This is a genomic window from Cytobacillus oceanisediminis (assembly GCF_003182355.1).
Lineage (GTDB): Bacteria > Bacillota > Bacilli > Bacillales > Cytobacillaceae > Cytobacillus > Cytobacillus oceanisediminis_A.
In genome coordinates this window covers 1-16,572 of sequence record NZ_QGTW01000007.1, presented here as the reverse complement: position 1 = coordinate 16,572, position 16,572 = coordinate 1, and the positions used below count along the sequence as shown (strand labels likewise).

Here is a 16,572-nt window from a genome sequence, read left to right as displayed (position 1 = left end):
AATGCCAACATTATCACAGACTGCAGAAGTAACAGAACTATCCTCAGGAAGCATAATTAGTCCAAAGGGTTTCGCTGCTGCTGGTGTCCATGCAGGTCTTCGATATTCAAAAAAAGATTTGGGGATTATCTTAAGTGAAACTCCGGCACATTGTGCGGCCGTTTATACAACAAGCCATTTTCAGGCTGCTCCACTAAAAGTGACACAGGAAAGCATTGCATCGGAAGGGCTTATCCAGGCGGTCATCGTAAACAGTGCATGTGCTAATGCCTGTACAGGGGAGCAAGGGCTAAAGGATGCCTATCAAATGAGAAAATCTGCTGCAGATAAGTTCAATATAATAGAGCGGCATGTAGCCGTTGCCTCAACGGGTGTTATTGGTGAGTATATGCAAATGGATAAAATTGAAGCTGGCATTCAGACACTGGAACCTGGCAGCGAAACGGTTCACTCAGAGGATTTTCAAACAGCGATTTTAACGACTGATTTAGTGATGAAAAAGTGCTGCTATACGGCAGTCATCGGTGGAAAAAAGGTCATAATGGGCGGTTCGGCAAAAGGTTCAGGGATGATACACCCGAATATGGCGACTATGCTGGCGTTTATTACGACAGATGCAAACATTGACAGCAGTCATTTGCAGACAGCTTTAAAGCAGGTTACTGACCATACATTCAATCAGATTACTGTTGATGGAGATACATCAACCAATGACATGGTTTTAGTAATGGCCAATGGAAAAAGCGATACAGATAAGCTTTCCCCGGATCATCCTGATTGGGAGGTATTCTTGCAGATGCTTGCAAAAACAAGTGAGAGCCTTGCCAAGCAGATCGCAAAGGATGGAGAAGGAGCGACTAAGTTAATTGAAGTTGAGGTATCCGGTACAGAGACAGACGAAGACGCAAGAAAGGTTGCGAAGCAGATTGTTGGCTCGAACCTGGTCAAAACGGCTATTTATGGAACGGATGCAAACTGGGGCAGGATTATAGGCGCTATCGGGCAGAGCGAAGCAAACATTAATCCGTTTTCCGTTGATATCGCTATCGGGCCTATCATAATGCTAAAAAATAGTGAACCCCAGGCATTTTCAGAGGAAGAGGCAAAACAATACTTAACCAATTCTACAGTACAAATTTCGGTTGATCTCCATCAGGGAGAAGGAAAAGGAAAGGCATGGGGCTGCGATTTATCCTATGATTATGTCAAAATTAATGCAAGCTATCGTACTTAGGAGGTTGCCAATTGAAGAGTATAGTCATTAAGTGCGGCGGTAGTGTTATGGAAGAATTGGATGATTCATTTTTTAAGAGTTTGGCAGACTTAAAGAATCGGGGATATCAGCTTGTTTTTGTCCATGGAGGCGGTCCTGCCATCAACAAAATGCTGGAGCTCTATCAGGTGCCCCATGAATTTGAAAACGGCTTAAGAAAAACGACTCCAGAAGTGATGGAAGTTGCAGAAATGGTATTGGCTGGCCAGTCAAACCGCAAGCTTACCGGCATACTTGAAAAGCACGGTTTCAAAGCATTCGGAGTAAATGGAAGCGACGCGGGATTATTTAAGGGGGAGTTTCTGGATCAGGAGAAGCTGGGACTGGTTGGTGAAATTACGAGTGTTAATCGGCCTGTTCTTGAAATGTTACTTAGTGAAGATTTAGTGCCTGTGATAACACCTATTGCAGCAGCTGAAGACGGAACTAAGCTGAATGTAAATGCCGACTATGCAGCGGCAGCAGTTGCCAGCGCCATTCATGCTGAACACTGTATCTTCGTGACAGATGTACAGGGAATCTTCCTTGACGGCAAGCTATCTCCTCATTTGGATACAGAAGAAATTGAACAGCATATAAAAGATGAAAAAATAACAGGCGGGATGATTCCAAAGGTAACTTCGGCAATGAAGGCGATCAGCAAAGGTTTAAATAGTGTAATGATCGTATCAGGCAAGGATAAGTTTTATGAAAATGGCAGTTGGGCCGGTACGAATGTTTCTGCCAAAATGGAGGTTTTCAAATGAGTTATCTATTCCCGACATATGGCCGGTGGGAAGTGGAACCGGAATCAGCAGATGGAAGTTTTTTAATAGACAAAGACGGAAAACGCTATTTGGATTTCACCTCGGGCATTGGGGTTTGTAATTTAGGGCATTGTCCACCTGCAGTACAAGAAGCAATCAGCGCCCAGTTGAATAAATTCTGGCATGTTTCCAATTTGTTTATACAGGGGCAGCAGGAAATCGCAGCAAAACATCTCTCACAAGCAGCCGGCATGGATCTTGTTTTCTTTGCGAATAGCGGAGCAGAAGCAAATGAAGCTGCAATCAAGCTTGCAAGAAAAGCAACGGGGCGCCAGAAAATCATAACATTCCATCAGTCCTTCCATGGCAGAACCTTTGCAACCATGGCTGCTACAGGCCAGGAAAAGATAAAACAAGGATATGGCTCCATGCTTGAAACATTTAAGTATGTTCCTTTTAATAATTTTAGTGCTTTAAAGGGCGAGATAGATGAAAAAACCGCGGCTGTAATGATTGAAATTGTCCAGGGAGAAGGCGGTATTCATATAGGGACGCAGGAGTTTCTTAAGAAAACCGAGCAGCTATGCAAAGAATACGGGGCACTATTAATTGTTGATGAAATCCAGACTGGGATTGGCAGAACAGGAAAGGCTTTTGCATTTCAGCATTTTAATCTTGATCCTGATATCGTAACATCTGCCAAAGGGCTGGGAAGCGGAATGCCAATCGGTGCAGTGATTGGAAAGAAAAAATTAGAAAAAACTTTCGGACCAGGCAGCCACGGCTCAACATTCGGAGGAAATCCGATTAGCATTTCAGCGGCAATAGCCACAATGGAGATCATTTTTCAGGAAGAATTCTTAAAGGATGTGCGGGAAAAGAGCGTTTATCTGTCTAATAAATTGATTGAACTGCTTGAACCGATTCCAGTGGTGAAGGAGATACGCCAGCTTGGAATGATGGTTGGGATTGAAACAGATGTAAATCTTCCATCCTTGTTAAAGGAATTAAGGGAAAAGGGTTTGCTGGCCTTGCCTGCAGGGGAAAATGTATTGCGCTTGCTGCCACCGCTGACTGCAACAGCAGCAGAAATAAATCAAGCGGCCGAAACTCTTAAATTCACACTATTGGAATACTCAAAATCAGCTGTGTAGGCTGTATTATTTTTCATTATAATGCATAAAAATTTACTAATTCATATAAATATACAGATAGCTTCGAGGTGTTGATAATGGAAGGTTACCTTCATTTAAAAAGCGGCCATTCTTATAAGGGCCAGTGGCTGACAAATCAGCCTAAAAAGGATATTGAGGGAGAAATCGTATTTTTTACAGGGATGACAGGCTACCAGGAAGTTTTGACAGATCCTTCATATAAAGACCAAATTATTGTTTTTACGTATCCTTTGATCGGAAATTATGGGATAAATGAATCTGATTTTGAGAGTAAGAAACCTCATGTGGCCGGGGTTATTGTCTATGAAGGAAGCAAAAGCCCTTCCCATTATAAATCAGCATATACACTGGATGAATATTTGCAAAAATGGAACATACCCTTAATGGGGCATATGGATACAAGGGCAATAGTAAAGAAAATCCGCTCAGAAGGAAGCATGCCGGCAAAAATGTCCATAAATGAAAGTGCAGATGCTGAATCATTTCTTCTCCCAAAGGATGAAAAGGTTTGTAAAGTATCTTCAGAAGTTATTGAGACCTATGGTGAAGGAAAGAGCCATGTCGTGGTCATTGATTTTGGAGCAAAGAAGTCAATTGTAGATTCCTTGCTGAAAAGATCCTGCAAGGTTACTTCGGTTCCTTTTAATACAAAAATAGAAGAAATAAAAAAATTAAATCCTGATGGAGTAGTGCTTTCCAATGGACCAGGAGATCCAAAGGAACTAAAAGGCATATTGCCGGAAGTAAAAAAAATACTGGAGCAGTATCCAACATTGGGTATCTGTCTGGGACACCAGCTCGCTGCACTGGCTTTTGGCGGGAATACAAAAAAACTGTCATTCGGGCATAGGGGAGCAAATCATCCGGTTGCAGATATGCAAAAAGGCACCGTTTTTATGTCCTCACAAAACCATAGCTATGTGGTGGATGGTGAAAGCTTAAAAGCAACCGGCTTTAAAACACGATATGTAAATCTGCATGACCAGTCAGTTGAGGGGCTCATGCATCAGTTACTGCCAATCCAGACCGTCCAGTTCCATCCGGAGGCTCATCCGGGGCCGGCAGACGGGGATTATATTTTTGATGAATTCATGATTATGATAAAAGCCAAGAATAGGAGAGTATTTGCATATGCCTAAAGACACCAGTATCCAATCCATTTTAGTGATCGGCTCAGGCCCGATAGTTATCGGCCAGGCCGCAGAATTTGATTATGCAGGCACACAGGCATGTGCGGCATTAAAAGAAGAGGGCTATAAGGTTATCCTCGTCAATAATAATCCGGCCACAATCATGTCTGACAAGGCTTTTGCTGATAAAATTTATTTTGAGCCGATGACTGCAGACAGTCTTGAAAAAATTATCTGCAAAGAACGTCCCGATGGGCTGCTTGCCACCCTGGGAGGCCAGACCGGGCTTAATCTGGCTTTTCAGCTGAGTGAAACAGGCACGCTGGAACGTTATGGAGTGAAGCTTTTGGGCAGCAGCATTGAATCAATTAAGAAAGGCGAAGACCGTGAAGCTTTTCGAAAATTGATGAAGGAGCTAAATGAACCTGTTCCTGAAAGCATCATTGTCCATGAAATTGAAGAGGCCATTCAGTTTGCCCGTGAAATAGGATTCCCGATTATTGTCCGCCCTGCCTACACGCTTGGGGGAACTGGGGGAGGAATCGCCGAAAAATTTGATGAGTTAACATCCCTGGTTGAGGGCGGCTTAAAAGAAAGTGCGATTAACCAATGCCTGATTGAAAAGAGTATTGCCGGCTTTAAGGAAGTTGAGTATGAGGTAATGCGTGATTCAAAGAATACTTGCATCACCATTTGCAATATGGAGAATATTGATCCTGTCGGAGTCCACACTGGTGATTCAATTGTAGTTGCTCCTTCGCAAACCTTGACGGATGATGAATATCAAATGCTTAGAACAGCTTCTATAAAAATTATTTCTGAGCTTGGAATTATTGGCGGGTGCAATATTCAATTCGCTTTAGATCCTAATAGTAAAAATTATTATCTCATTGAAGTGAATCCGAGGGTAAGCCGCTCATCGGCACTCGCTTCCAAAGCAACAGGCTATCCAATTGCGAGAATGGCTGCAAAGCTGGCGGTAGGGTATTCATTATCCGAAATTATCAACCCGGTTACAGGTGACACATTTGCAAGCTTTGAACCTGCACTTGATTATGTCATTGTAAAATTCCCAAAATGGGCTTTTGATAAATTCCCTTCTGCAGACCGCAAGCTGGGTACTCAAATGAAGGCAACAGGAGAAGTAATGGGAATTGACCGAAATCTTGAACGGGCTCTTTTGAAGGCAGTTCATTCACTTGAGGTAAAAGGCAATGATCTTAAAAACCCGGCATTAAAGGCTAAAACAACAGAATTGCTTGAAGCATTGCTGAAAAAGCAGACGGATGAAAGATTCTTCATTTTGATGGAATTAATCCGCAGGGGCTATTCTTTAGAGGCATTGCACAGCATCACCAAAATAGATTATTTTTACCTGAATTTGTTCCAGGGACTTGTGAAACTCGAAAATAAAATATCTTCTTCAACATTGGAGGTAGCAACGAAAGAAGAGCTGCAGCTTTTTAAGGAAAAAGGATTCAGTGATAAATATATTGCAATGGAATGGAATACATCTGAAAAAGCAGTCAGAGACAAACGCAAAGAGTTAGGTGTTTTACCTGCTTATAAAATGGTCGATACATGCGCTGCTGAATTTGAAGCACAGTCCAATTATTATTATTCAAGCTATTTTGGAGAAAATGAACAAGCAAAAAGCGATAAAAGGAAGGTTCTTATTATCGGAAGCGGTCCCATCCGGATTGGCCAAGGCATTGAATTCGATTATTGTTCAGTTCAAGGGGTATTTGCTTTAAAAGATGCGGATGTAGAAACCATCATGATCAATAACAACCCTGAAACGGTCAGCACCGATTATACAACTGCTGACAGACTTTATTTCGAGCCATTAATCCTTGAAGACATATTAAATGTAATCGAAGCAGAAGGGATAACGGAAGTCATTGTCCAGCTGGGCGGACAGACAGCACTTAATCTGGCAGCAGAACTGGAAGACTGCGGTCTGACTCTGCTTGGAACAGACTCCAAAACAATCGATGCTTTAGAAGACCGCAAGCTTTTTTATCAGCTTTTAGATGATTTGGAGATCCCGCGTATTGAAGGAGATGTCGTCTATTCTGAAAAACAGCTTCATGAAGCTGTTGAAAAAATTGGATTCCCTATTTTAGTACGTCCTTCATATGTAATCGGCGGCAAGGGAATGGAACGGATTGGTTCAGCTTCTGAATTAGAAAGCTATTTAACTAAAGGGGATGTGCCTTATCCGATTCTCATCGACCAATTTATGCATGCTTCAGAAGCTGAACTGGATTTAGCAGCTGATGGAAACCATATTTGTGTACCGGCAATCATGGAGCATATTGAGAAAACGGGAGTTCATTCGGGAGATAGTATGTCCGTTCTTCCTCCCCAGAATTTATCAGAGAATGTACAGAGGAAAATGCTCTTATATGCAAAAGCAATTGTCCAGAAGCTTCAATACAAGGGGCTCATGAATATTCAGTATATCGTTGATGGAGGAGACGTTTATATTCTTGAAGTAAACCCGCGGGCAAGCCGTACTGTTCCTATTATCAGCAAAGTCACAGGGGTTCAGCTGGTACAAATTGCGACAAAAATATTGCTCGGGAAATATTCAATGTCGAAGGATGAATTACCTGTCACTGAGAACCTTCCATTTGTTTGTGTTAAATATCCGGTGTTCTCCAATTACGCTTTGAAAGGGTTGGATTCCAAAGTCGGCCCTGAGATGAAATCAACCGGAGAGGGTATTTCCCTGGCGCCAAGCTATGAAGAGGCCATTAGGAAATCCTTCCATACAGGATTAAAAAATACCATGAACAGAAAAGTAGTAATAGCCGCAGATTTGAATTCTGATGAGCTATCCCCTTATCTGGAAAAAGCAAAAGCGGAGGCTATTTACTTAAAAGAAAATGACAACGTCTGGGATATTAAGGAAACCCTTGCTTTATATAATCCTAACCAGCAGGAAGAAGATAGAAAAATGAGGGAAACGGCCACCAAGAACAGGATTTTAACCTTTACAGAAAAAGAAACCCTTATTGCATTCTTAAAATCAATGGCAGTAGAGGAATGGGATGTCCAATCAATCGAGGATTGGCATCAAACAAAAAGCAATAGTAATTCAGAAAAGGAAGTGAGCGTATTATGATATCAATTCAGGCTGCCGAAAAGAGTCTTAAAATAAAAGGAAAGGATTTTTTAACTCTTGCCGATTTTTCATCAGAGGAAATTAAAGGTCTTTTAGAAAAAGCAAAGCAATTAAAAGATGCACATTTGCAAGGGGAAACATCTTCCCCTCTTAAAGGCAAAATTCTCGGAATGATCTTCGAAAAATCATCAACGCGCACGCGAGTTTCGTTTGAAGCAGGCATGATTCAGCTTGGAGGCCATGCCCTCTACCTTAATAGCCAGGATTTGCAGCTGGGAAGAGGAGAGAGCATTGCGGATACCGCCAAAGTACTTTCGCAGTACGTTGATGCTATCATGATACGCACATTCTCGCATGAAAAAATTAAGGAACTCGCCCATCATGCAACGATTCCGGTAATTAACGGCCTGACAGACCTATACCACCCATGCCAGGCATTGGCCGATCTTTTAACCATTCAGGAGAAGAAAGGAACTTTGGAAGGGCAAACTTTGGTATATGTCGGTGATGGCAATAATGTAGCCCATTCCCTAATGATAGCTTCAGCTAAAACGGGTGTAAATATCACCATTGCATGCCCGGAAGGCTACGAGCCTGACCCATCAGTTCTTAAGATATCAAAAGAATTTGCGGAACAAAGCGGTTCTGAAGTGAAAGTCTCCCATAATGCAGACGAAGCTGTCAAAGATGCCGATGCGATTTACACGGATGTCTGGACGAGCATGGGACAGGAATCCGAAAATGAGCAGAGACTTGAAGATTTTGCAAAATACCAGGTTAATGAATATCTTGTCCAACAAGCTAAAAAAGATTTCGTCTTTTTACACTGCCTGCCGGCTCACCGCGGTGAAGAAGTTACAGAAGGAGTAATTGATGGCAGCAACTCTGCAGTCTTTCAGCAGGCTGGAAACAGGCTCCATGTCCAAAAAGCGGTTCTTTCAGAAATTCTATAACGCAAAAGCCTTCTCCGGCAGGAGAAGGCTTTTGCATTTTAAGAAAGAAAATATACAAGCGGTCCTACAATAAAACAGTAAATGGCGAAATACTTCAAATTCCCTCTGGCCATAATATTCATGAACCACTTCAGGGAGAAGTAGGATGCAACAAGAGATGCAAAAAAGGCAAGTGTATAAGGCAAGGCTAATTCATTCAAATTGGGGTCTCTAAGAATATCGTTAAAGCCTAATATCATTCCGCCCACGCTTACTGGAATATATAAAAGGAAGGAAAAACGCAAAGCGGTTTCCTGTTTCATTCCCAAGCCCATTGCGGCAACAATTGTTGCACCAGAGCGGCTAATACCAGGTATTAAGGCTACAGCCTGTGCAAAACCTATAATAATGGCATCTTTCAATGATAATTCGGCGTCATTTTTGCGGCCTCTCATATTACGGATCAGCCATAATGCCAGTCCGGTAACAAGCAAGGTTAGACCGACTGTTTTAATATTCCCTTCAAGATAATCACCAAACAAAACACCGATAACTCCAGCTGGTATGGTAGCAATAATTAAATAAATGATAAATCGAAAATCAGCTTCCGCTCTTTTATCCTTGGTTGTCACGTATTCAAGCCCATTGCGTATTAACCTCATAATATCTTCGCGATATATAATCAGGACGGCAAATAGTGAAGCCGTATTTACGAGCAATGCGAAACTCATACCTTTAATTTCAAGTCCAAAAAAATATTCAGCAATTTCCAGATGCCCACTTGAAGAAATCGGGATAGGCTCGGTAAAACCTTGAAATAACCCTAAAAATAAATATTTCAGCAATAAGAAAAAATCTTCCACTAATAAATCCTCCAACTATGAAATCTCATACCTTCTCATTTAACTATAAAAAGCACAGAGGTGTAAAGTGATATCCAGTTCATTGCATAAATAAGGAAATTAGCTTTTGCCATTCACGTCAGGAACAGCCGATGCCAATAGTTACCCACATGAGGAAACCTGGAGTGGAAATAATAAAAATGATTTAAGATTAAAGGAGGTATCTGCATGGGGCAAAATAGACAATTCAAGCCGGGGCAGAAAGCGCCGAACAATGGAATTTATATTGAAATCGGCGAAACAGGAAGCAACGTCAATAATCCTCAAATGCTTAAATTGAGAGCCGGAGATCAATTTCCGGAGGCTTCCAACCATAACCGCGTCTGGACATATAAAAGAAAGCCTTAATTGTGACTAGCCATTAGTAAAATGGGGAAAAAGCATAACAATAACTTAGGAGCCATCCCATTTGCGGATGGCTTTCAAACTGTTGTCAAACGCTTTAATTTTTCGCTGTTATCATATAGCATGCGATTGCAGAAAACTTTACATATGCAGGTAATGGATTATAATAAAAATAAAGATCAAAGAAGGTCAAACAGGAGGTTTCGCAATGGATCTTAATCGAATGACAGAGCGGCTGCAGGAAGGATTTATGAATGCACAGTCAATAGCCATACGGGAACATCATCAGGAAGTGGATGAAGCCCATTTATTCCTGGCTATAATGGATCAGGAAGATAACCTGATTAAATCAATCCTGTCAAAACTGCAGATTCCTGCTGAATCTTTTATTAAAAAAATGCATGAATTTTTACGGAAAAAACCTCAAGTGTCAGGGACAGGAGCTGAGCAAGGCAAGCTGTATATAACAGGAAAACTCCAGCGCCTCCTTGCCGAAGCGGAAAGGTTTATGAAGAAGTATGAAGATGAATACATGTCTGTAGAACATGTTTTTATAGCAGCGGCTGACGCAGCAGACTCCGAATCGGCAGCATTTTTAAAATCTTGCGGTGTAAATAAAGAAAAAGCGGAGCATGCAATTAAGGAAATTAGGGGGAATCAAAGAGTGACATCTCAAAATCCGGAATCAACATATGAAGCATTGAAAAAATACGGAAGAGATCTTGTTGCAGAGGTAAAGGAGGGGAAGGTTGACCCGGTTATCGGCAGGGACAGCGAAATCAGGCATGTAATTCGCATCCTTTCAAGAAAGACGAAAAATAATCCAGTCCTGATCGGTGAGCCGGGAGTAGGTAAAACCGCCATAGTAGAAGGGCTCGCACAACGGATTGTCCGCAGGGATGTTCCTGAGGGGTTAAAGGAGAAAATCATTTTCGCTCTAGATATGAGTGCCCTGATTGCCGGCGCTAAATTTAGGGGAGAATTTGAGGAAAGATTAAAGGCTGTTCTGAATGAAGTGAAAAAAAGCGAAGGAAGAATTCTCCTTTTTATCGATGAGCTGCATACAATTGTGGGAGCAGGCAAAACAGAAGGAGCCATGGATGCCGGGAATATGCTAAAGCCAATGCTTGCGAGAGGGGAATTGCACTGTATTGGGGCGACAACTCTTGAAGAGCATCGGAAGTATATTGAAAAGGATCCGGCTCTTGAACGCCGCTTCCAGCAGGTGTTAGTCCAGGAGCCGGATGTAGAAGATACAATCTCCATATTAAGAGGTCTGAAAGAGCGTTTTGAAATTCATCATGGGGTTAATATTCACGACAGAGCCCTGGTAGCTGCCTCAACATTATCCGACCGCTATATCACAGACCGCTTTCTCCCTGATAAAGCGATCGACTTGGTCGATGAGGCCTGTGCGATGATCAGGACTGAAATCGACTCCATGCCATCTGAATTGGATGAAGTAACAAGGCGAGTGATGCAGCTGGAAATTGAAGAAGCTGCATTAAGAAAGGAAAACGATGAAGCGAGCAAAGAGAGGCTTTCTGTTTTGCAGAAGGAGCTTGCAGAATTAAAAGATCAGGCCAACAGCATGAAGGCAAAATGGCAGCTTGAAAAGGAAGGTATTCAGAAAGTGCAGGAAAAGCGGGAACAGCTTGAAAAAATGCGCCGGGATCTAGAAGAAGCAGAAAATAATTATGATTTAAATAAAGCTGCGGAATTGCGCCACGGAAGAATACCTTCTTTGGAAAAAGAGCTGAAGGAACTCGAAAATGCCGTAAATGAAAATCAAGGGGAACGGCTATTGAGAGAGGAAGTTACCGAAGAAGAAATTGCCGGCATTGTCGCAAGATGGACGGGCATTCCAGTTGCCAAGCTTGTAGAAGGAGAACGGGAAAAGCTTTTGCGTCTTGAAAGCATTTTACACGAAAGAGTAATTGGCCAAGATGAGGCTGTCCAGCTGGTTTCGGACGCAGTTCTAAGAGCCAGGGCAGGAATAAAAGATCCAAATCGTCCAATTGGTTCATTTATTTTCCTGGGACCGACCGGAGTAGGAAAAACAGAGCTGGCTAAAGCCCTGGCTCAATCACTGTTTGATAGCGAAGAACAAATGATTCGGATCGACATGTCCGAATATATGGAAAAACATGCTGTTTCAAGATTGATTGGGGCTCCTCCGGGGTATGTAGGGTATGAGGAAGGCGGGCAGCTGACCGAAGCAGTCCGAAGGAAGCCTTATTCTGTTATCCTGTTGGATGAAATCGAGAAGGCCCATCCCGAAGTATTTAATATCCTTCTTCAAATGCTCGATGATGGACGGATCACAGACTCGCAGGGCCGGACAGTTGATTTTAAAAATACTGTCATTATTATGACTTCCAATATCGGTTCTCATTTTCTGCTGGAACGTTCGGAAGGAGAAGAGGAGATAAATGAAGAAACAAGAAGCAAAGTAATGGGACAGCTGCGTACCCACTTCCGTCCTGAGTTTTTAAACAGAGTAGACGAAATGATCCTGTTTAAGCCATTAGTGCTGAATGAAATAAAAGAAATTGTTTCTAAATTAGTAACTGAGCTTCAATCAAGATTATCAGACCAGCATATCAAGCTAAGTATAAATGATCTTGCAAAGGAATATATTGCAGAAAACGGGTTCGATCCAGTATATGGAGCAAGGCCGCTCAAACGTTTTATACAAAGAAATGTAGAAACAGCTCTGGCTCGAAAAATAATAGCAGGCCAAATCAAGGACCACAGTGAAGTAGTTATTTCTTCTGATAGCGGGAAAATAGAGCTTTCAGTAAAATAATTCCGGCTAAATTAAAAGAATCATCCTGACTCAGTCAGGATGACTCTTTTAAAGTCGGCATAATTTCTTGCAGACTTGCCTCTGATTAATGAAGTCCCTCTTTCCCAGCTGGGCCCTCAGGAATGATGGAAGCGACAACAAAAATTAAGATGGTTGTTCCTACTGCCAGGATGGCACCGGTTACAAAATCATAATGTGCTCCCAGCATCGAAGAAACCACGTACGTTAACATTTGAACAAGAAGGAAAGTCCAGAAAAATGTCCAAAAGAATTTCATCCATTTCACCTCTAACATAATTAAATCCCTTTTCATATTAGCATAAGCTGTTAAATAAATAAATTGATATTTACAACATGCACAGTAACTTTTCCGTGAATATGCCTATCCAGGTGAAATAACAAAAAGAATACAGGAAGCCATGCTAGATGTTGAACTTGTCTGAAACTGGGCAAATCCCCCTTTCATTTTAATTTTGCATACATACATTATAATGAACAAACTGCAAAGGAGTTTTACTATGGAAAGCCGGAACTTTCAATTGGATACCGAATGGTGCATGGTTCATTACCCAGATAAACCAAGTGGTTTCGGTATTCTGATCATTGGGGATGATAGGCACTTTGTTGACGAGCACAGCAGTTTTTGGACACAAAATGAAGGGAAGTATTCATTAATAAGGAAGCTGAGGGAACATGGCTATACCATTTTTTATTCCAACCTATACGGGAGGAACTGGGGCAGCGATAAAGCTGTCGATAAAGCTAAATTTTTATACGAGCACATAGTCCGGACAGAAATTATAAATGAAAAAATTCACATAATTGCCGAAGGAATGGGATCCCTGGTTGCCCTTAAATTAATGCATGAAATGGGGCATATGATACGATCAGCGGTACTAATTAATCCAATTTTGTCATTAAAGCACCATTTAGAACAGGAAAAGGAGCATAAATTCTTTTACAAAAAGCTTTTAAAGGAGCTTGCATGTTCCTATGAAATTGAAACTGGAAAAATAGCTGACGTATTAAACAAACATGAAGAAAATCTTACAGAAGGTCTTAAAGTCCCTGTTAGAATCATTCAAATTCTTTCAGGTGGAAGAGCTTACAAGCAATCAGACTATTTGAAAAAAAGATCTGTAAAATGGGAAAATGAAAAGGCCCCCATAACTGTTTTTTATATGCTTCCTGACAAAAAACAGCGGATTTCTTCACAGATGACGAGCTTCTTTAGAAAATATGAAAAGGAATTATAGCAGCTGCCTTTGTATTGCTAAGAAATAAATACAATCCCTGAAGCATAGGATACATTGAGTATTCTTTGAGGAGGATTGAAGATGGACAGGGCAGTTATATTAGGTGCATATGAATTCATTGGGTTCAGCCTGTGTAAATATCTGCTTGATCAGGGCTTTGAGATAGATGGAATCCATATCAATAAAGGGGAGGAAGACCTTTATCTAAACGAAAAGCGTTTGGAGATTGGACGCAATGCGAATTTCTATGAAATGAATTACTCTGAATGGCTGGAAACTCAAAAGGAAATAAAGGAAGATACAGTACTCTTTATTGATTTTTATGATTTCTATTTAAAGAATAATCTATCCGCATTAAGAGAGAATGAGCTTATAGAGAAATACCTTTTTAATAATATGAATGAATTGGAGAAATCCCATTCGATAATTATGTTTCTATTCCCGCTTCAGTGGCTGAAAGACATAAACAGGGCACATAGCCGCTGTGAAACAGCGATTGAGCTTCTTAAGCGAAATAACATTGCGGTTTATTCTTTTTATCTGCCTGCAATTTACGGTCCCTGGCAGCCGGAGGAATTTATCTTTCACCAGGCTTTAGCTGATCGAAAAAGGGCAGAATTAAGTAACCGGGAATGGATTCATGATGCTATTTTTATAGATGATCTCATTCATTCAATAATGGAGGAAACTAAAAACATTCAAGGCGGAACTTATTTATTAAAAAGCAGCCTCCCGGGACATTGGCAAAAATGTGCTGAATATCTATCCCTTGAATATAGCTTAAATCACAGACACGATGATTTGGAAAAAGGTAAAATAATAGAGAAAACAGTGAAGAATTCGATGAAATATTCTGAGGGCCTGGAGAAGCAAAGGGGACACTTAAATGCTTTACTGAACAGGAATGAGTATTGATTAAGAAAAAAATCTTTCCAATTAACATATAGACAAGGTAGAATTAAATTAGTTTGGTAAAATAAACCGGACTTACCATCATGTATGAAGTGAAAGCAGGAAGGAGCTTTTACAGAGAGGCGGAGAAAAAGGAGATGCATAAGACATTAAAGAAATACGGGATCCTTCTTTTGTGCCTTCTTTTATTGGCCTCCTGTGGACAAGTAATGCCCACGGGGAAACTTGAGAAAGCTGGATTATTAGTACCCGATACGGTGAACGATCAAGTATGGGGAACCAAAGGCTATAAAGGTTTGTTAAAGATTCAATCCCAATATAATGTAGATGTCTATTATAAAGAAGGCATGAACTCCGAGATGGTTGTAGAAAGGGCCGTCAAAGAGTTTGACCAAAAAGGTGTAAATCTGATATTCGGCCATGGCAATGAATATGCGGAATACTTTAACAACATCTCTAAAAAATATCCACATATCCATTTTGTAAGCTTTAATGGCAATGCCAAAAATGAAAATACAACCAGCTTGAATTTTGAAGCCTATGCGATGGGCTTTTTCGGGGGCATGGTAGCAGGCCACGTAACCAAAACCGAAACCGTAGGCGTACTCGCGGCCTTTGAATGGCAGCCTGAAGTAGAAGGATTTTTTGAAGGCGCCAATTATATTAACAAAAATGTTAATGTAGAAATCCAATATGTAGGCAACTGGGACAATGAAGAAAAAGCGATAAAACTGCTTGATAACCTCATTTCCAAAAACGCTGATGTTGTCTATCCTGCCGGTGATGGGTATAATGTTCCTGTTATCGAAAAAATAAAAGAAAAAGGACTGTATGCCATCGGGTTTATATCCGATCAGTCCGACCTGGGTGAATCAGTCGTGCTAACAAGCACAGTACAGCATGTCGACGTTTTGTATGAAGTAGTGGCAGAGAAATTCAATAAAGGCGAACTAAAGTCCGGCAACCTTTCCTTTGATTTTCAAGATGAAGTTATCTCACTAGGAAAATTCAGTCCTATTGTAGACGAAGACTTCAAAAAGGAATTAAATGCTGCCATTGAAGAGTACAAAAAGACAGGCAAACTGCCCAATGAATAAAAAGCAGAACTATACATAGGAGGTACCATCAGATGCAGCCAAATGACAAAACTATGGAATTTATGCAAATCGCCATGAAGTACATGCCTGAAGCCAAGCAGCAACTGGACGAAGCAGGCATTGAACTCTCCATGGAAATGATCCAGCCGTTCATGAACCTCTTTACCAAAGTCATGAACGAAGCCTACGAAATGGGCAAAGCAGACGCTATGAAAGAAAATGAATAATTTGAGGAACCAGCCTGTGGGGGCTGGTTTTTTTGTGTGTGCCAGGCATGGCAACTATCTAGGTGGTGAAAGTCCACTGTGGGGGTACACATCGACTAACCACTAAGGAAGCGCAAGGTACTAATCGCGAGGTTAGGGCTGGAGGAAGCGTGGGAATAAAATCTTGGCTCGACGAACAGAAATCTGATACTAAGGCTCTACAAAGGGATGAGACTCCACAACAAGTCAAAGTCCAAAAGATGTGCGTAACTTTGTAGAGTAAATCAGACGAGTAAAAGAGGAAAGATAGTTGTCTTACCCTGGGAGGTCTTGCGGATGTACAGAAGTACAGTCAAAAAAAGGTTAGTCGCAAGAAGTCAGCAGAAGCCATAGTAGTGAAATAAGTTCATGAAGGGCTGAACAATTTATAGTGTTTCAACACCACGAATGCGTAAGTGACGTACTCCGAATGTGTTAATGGTGAAAGTATGAGCGTATCTCAAAGGATAACCAAAATGGAGCTAGCACTTACTACGTGAGAGGGAAGGAGAAACGAGTGTGGAGCTTTTAGAACAGATTCTAAGTAATCAAAATATGAACGAAGCCTACGTGCGCGTCTATAAAAATAAAGGTGCAAGTGGGGTCGACGGAGTAACAGT

The 16,572-nt window shown here is 41.2% G+C and carries 14 protein-coding genes; 12 read left to right on the top strand and 2 right to left on the bottom strand.

Annotated elements, in window-relative coordinates; all coding sequences use genetic code 11:
• The first annotated feature begins 1 nt into the window (after nucleotide 1).
• The 6 genes from argJ to argF all read left to right on the top strand — a co-directional run bounded on the left by argJ (nucleotide 2) and on the right by argF (nucleotide 8,407).
• A complete protein-coding gene (gene argJ / locus DFO73_RS13875) occupies nucleotides 2-1,234 on the top strand; it encodes a bifunctional ornithine acetyltransferase/N-acetylglutamate synthase (RefSeq protein ID WP_110065350.1) in 1,233 nt (410 codons plus the stop codon).
• A gap of 11 nt (nucleotides 1,235-1,245) precedes the next feature.
• Complete coding sequence (gene argB, locus DFO73_RS13870) at nucleotides 1,246-2,019, top strand: acetylglutamate kinase (protein ID WP_110065349.1); 774 nt, start codon at nucleotides 1,246-1,248, stop codon at nucleotides 2,017-2,019.
• Nucleotides 2,016-3,173 (top strand): acetylornithine transaminase, encoded by a 1,158-nt coding sequence (locus DFO73_RS13865; RefSeq protein ID WP_110065348.1) that lies wholly within the window; start codon nucleotides 2,016-2,018, stop codon nucleotides 3,171-3,173. Before argB ends, DFO73_RS13865 begins: the two co-directional genes overlap by 4 nt.
• Nucleotides 3,174-3,250: 77 nt before the next feature.
• The gene (locus DFO73_RS13860; RefSeq protein WP_110065347.1) at nucleotides 3,251-4,333 is read left to right on the top strand and encodes a carbamoyl phosphate synthase small subunit; all 1,083 of its coding nucleotides are present in this window, start codon (nucleotides 3,251-3,253) and stop codon (nucleotides 4,331-4,333) included.
• Nucleotides 4,326-7,454: a carbamoyl phosphate synthase large subunit gene (locus tag DFO73_RS13855; RefSeq protein WP_110065346.1), complete on the top strand. Its 3,129-nt coding sequence runs from the start codon at nucleotides 4,326-4,328 to the stop codon at nucleotides 7,452-7,454. Before DFO73_RS13860 ends, DFO73_RS13855 begins: the two co-directional genes overlap by 8 nt.
• Nucleotides 7,451-8,407: an ornithine carbamoyltransferase gene (argF, locus tag DFO73_RS13850; protein ID WP_110065345.1), complete on the top strand. Its 957-nt coding sequence runs from the start codon at nucleotides 7,451-7,453 to the stop codon at nucleotides 8,405-8,407. Before DFO73_RS13855 ends, argF begins: the two co-directional genes overlap by 4 nt.
• Nucleotides 8,408-8,445: 38 nt before the next feature.
• Here argF and DFO73_RS13845 read toward each other — a convergent pair whose 3' ends face one another.
• Nucleotides 8,446-9,249, bottom strand: a complete 804-nt coding sequence (locus DFO73_RS13845; RefSeq protein WP_110065344.1) for an undecaprenyl-diphosphate phosphatase — start codon at nucleotides 9,247-9,249, stop codon at nucleotides 8,446-8,448.
• 207 nt (nucleotides 9,250-9,456) lie between these two features.
• On the opposite strand from DFO73_RS13845, the gene DFO73_RS13840 reads away from it, so the two are divergent.
• On the top strand, nucleotides 9,457-9,636 hold the full coding sequence (locus DFO73_RS13840; protein WP_110065343.1) for a YjzC family protein: 180 nt from the start codon (nucleotides 9,457-9,459) through the stop codon (nucleotides 9,634-9,636).
• 205 nt (nucleotides 9,637-9,841) lie between these two features.
• Nucleotides 9,842-12,442, top strand: a complete 2,601-nt coding sequence (gene clpB / locus DFO73_RS13835) for an ATP-dependent chaperone ClpB (protein ID WP_110065342.1) — start codon at nucleotides 9,842-9,844, stop codon at nucleotides 12,440-12,442.
• A gap of 85 nt (nucleotides 12,443-12,527) precedes the next feature.
• Here the strand turns inward: clpB and DFO73_RS13830 are convergent, their stop codons facing one another.
• Nucleotides 12,528-12,719, bottom strand: a complete 192-nt coding sequence (locus DFO73_RS13830) for a DUF2929 family protein (RefSeq protein WP_110065582.1) — start codon at nucleotides 12,717-12,719, stop codon at nucleotides 12,528-12,530.
• 241 nt (nucleotides 12,720-12,960) lie between these two features.
• Between DFO73_RS13830 and DFO73_RS13825 the strand changes: the two genes are divergently transcribed.
• From DFO73_RS13825 to DFO73_RS13810, 4 genes are all read left to right on the top strand, one after another.
• A complete protein-coding gene (locus tag DFO73_RS13825) occupies nucleotides 12,961-13,698 on the top strand; it encodes a hydrolase (RefSeq protein ID WP_110065341.1) in 738 nt (245 codons plus the stop codon).
• Nucleotides 13,699-13,779: 81 nt separating this feature from the next.
• Nucleotides 13,780-14,613 (top strand): hypothetical protein, encoded by an 834-nt coding sequence (locus tag DFO73_RS13820; RefSeq protein WP_110065340.1) that lies wholly within the window; start codon nucleotides 13,780-13,782, stop codon nucleotides 14,611-14,613.
• A gap of 134 nt (nucleotides 14,614-14,747) precedes the next feature.
• Complete coding sequence (locus DFO73_RS13815) at nucleotides 14,748-15,707, top strand: BMP family ABC transporter substrate-binding protein (protein WP_110065581.1); 960 nt, start codon at nucleotides 14,748-14,750, stop codon at nucleotides 15,705-15,707.
• 32 nt (nucleotides 15,708-15,739) lie between these two features.
• Complete coding sequence (locus DFO73_RS13810) at nucleotides 15,740-15,934, top strand: ComZ family protein (RefSeq protein WP_110065339.1); 195 nt, start codon at nucleotides 15,740-15,742, stop codon at nucleotides 15,932-15,934.
• Nucleotides 15,935-16,572: the final 638 nt, after the last annotated feature.

Bases quoted from the DNA above. Each gene is read 5' to 3' on its own strand.
- argF (WP_110065345.1), top strand. From the start codon at position 7,451: ATGATATCAATTCAGGCTGCCGAAAAGAGTCTTAAAATAAAAGGAAAG.
- argJ (WP_110065350.1), top strand. From the start codon at position 2: ATGCCAACATTATCACAGACTGCAGAAGTAACAGAACTATCCTCAGGA.
- DFO73_RS13865 (WP_110065348.1), top strand. From the start codon at position 2,016: ATGAGTTATCTATTCCCGACATATGGCCGGTGGGAAGTGGAACCGGAA.
- DFO73_RS13815 (WP_110065581.1), top strand. From the start codon at position 14,748: ATGCATAAGACATTAAAGAAATACGGGATCCTTCTTTTGTGCCTTCTT.
- DFO73_RS13860 (WP_110065347.1), top strand. From the start codon at position 3,251: ATGGAAGGTTACCTTCATTTAAAAAGCGGCCATTCTTATAAGGGCCAG.
- DFO73_RS13830 (WP_110065582.1), bottom strand. From the start codon at position 12,719: ATGAAATTCTTTTGGACATTTTTCTGGACTTTCCTTCTTGTTCAAATG.
- clpB (WP_110065342.1), top strand. From the start codon at position 9,842: ATGGATCTTAATCGAATGACAGAGCGGCTGCAGGAAGGATTTATGAAT.
- DFO73_RS13840 (WP_110065343.1), top strand. From the start codon at position 9,457: ATGGGGCAAAATAGACAATTCAAGCCGGGGCAGAAAGCGCCGAACAAT.
- DFO73_RS13820 (WP_110065340.1), top strand. From the start codon at position 13,780: ATGGACAGGGCAGTTATATTAGGTGCATATGAATTCATTGGGTTCAGC.
- DFO73_RS13855 (WP_110065346.1), top strand. From the start codon at position 4,326: ATGCCTAAAGACACCAGTATCCAATCCATTTTAGTGATCGGCTCAGGC.
- DFO73_RS13810 (WP_110065339.1), top strand. From the start codon at position 15,740: ATGCAGCCAAATGACAAAACTATGGAATTTATGCAAATCGCCATGAAG.
- DFO73_RS13825 (WP_110065341.1), top strand. From the start codon at position 12,961: ATGGAAAGCCGGAACTTTCAATTGGATACCGAATGGTGCATGGTTCAT.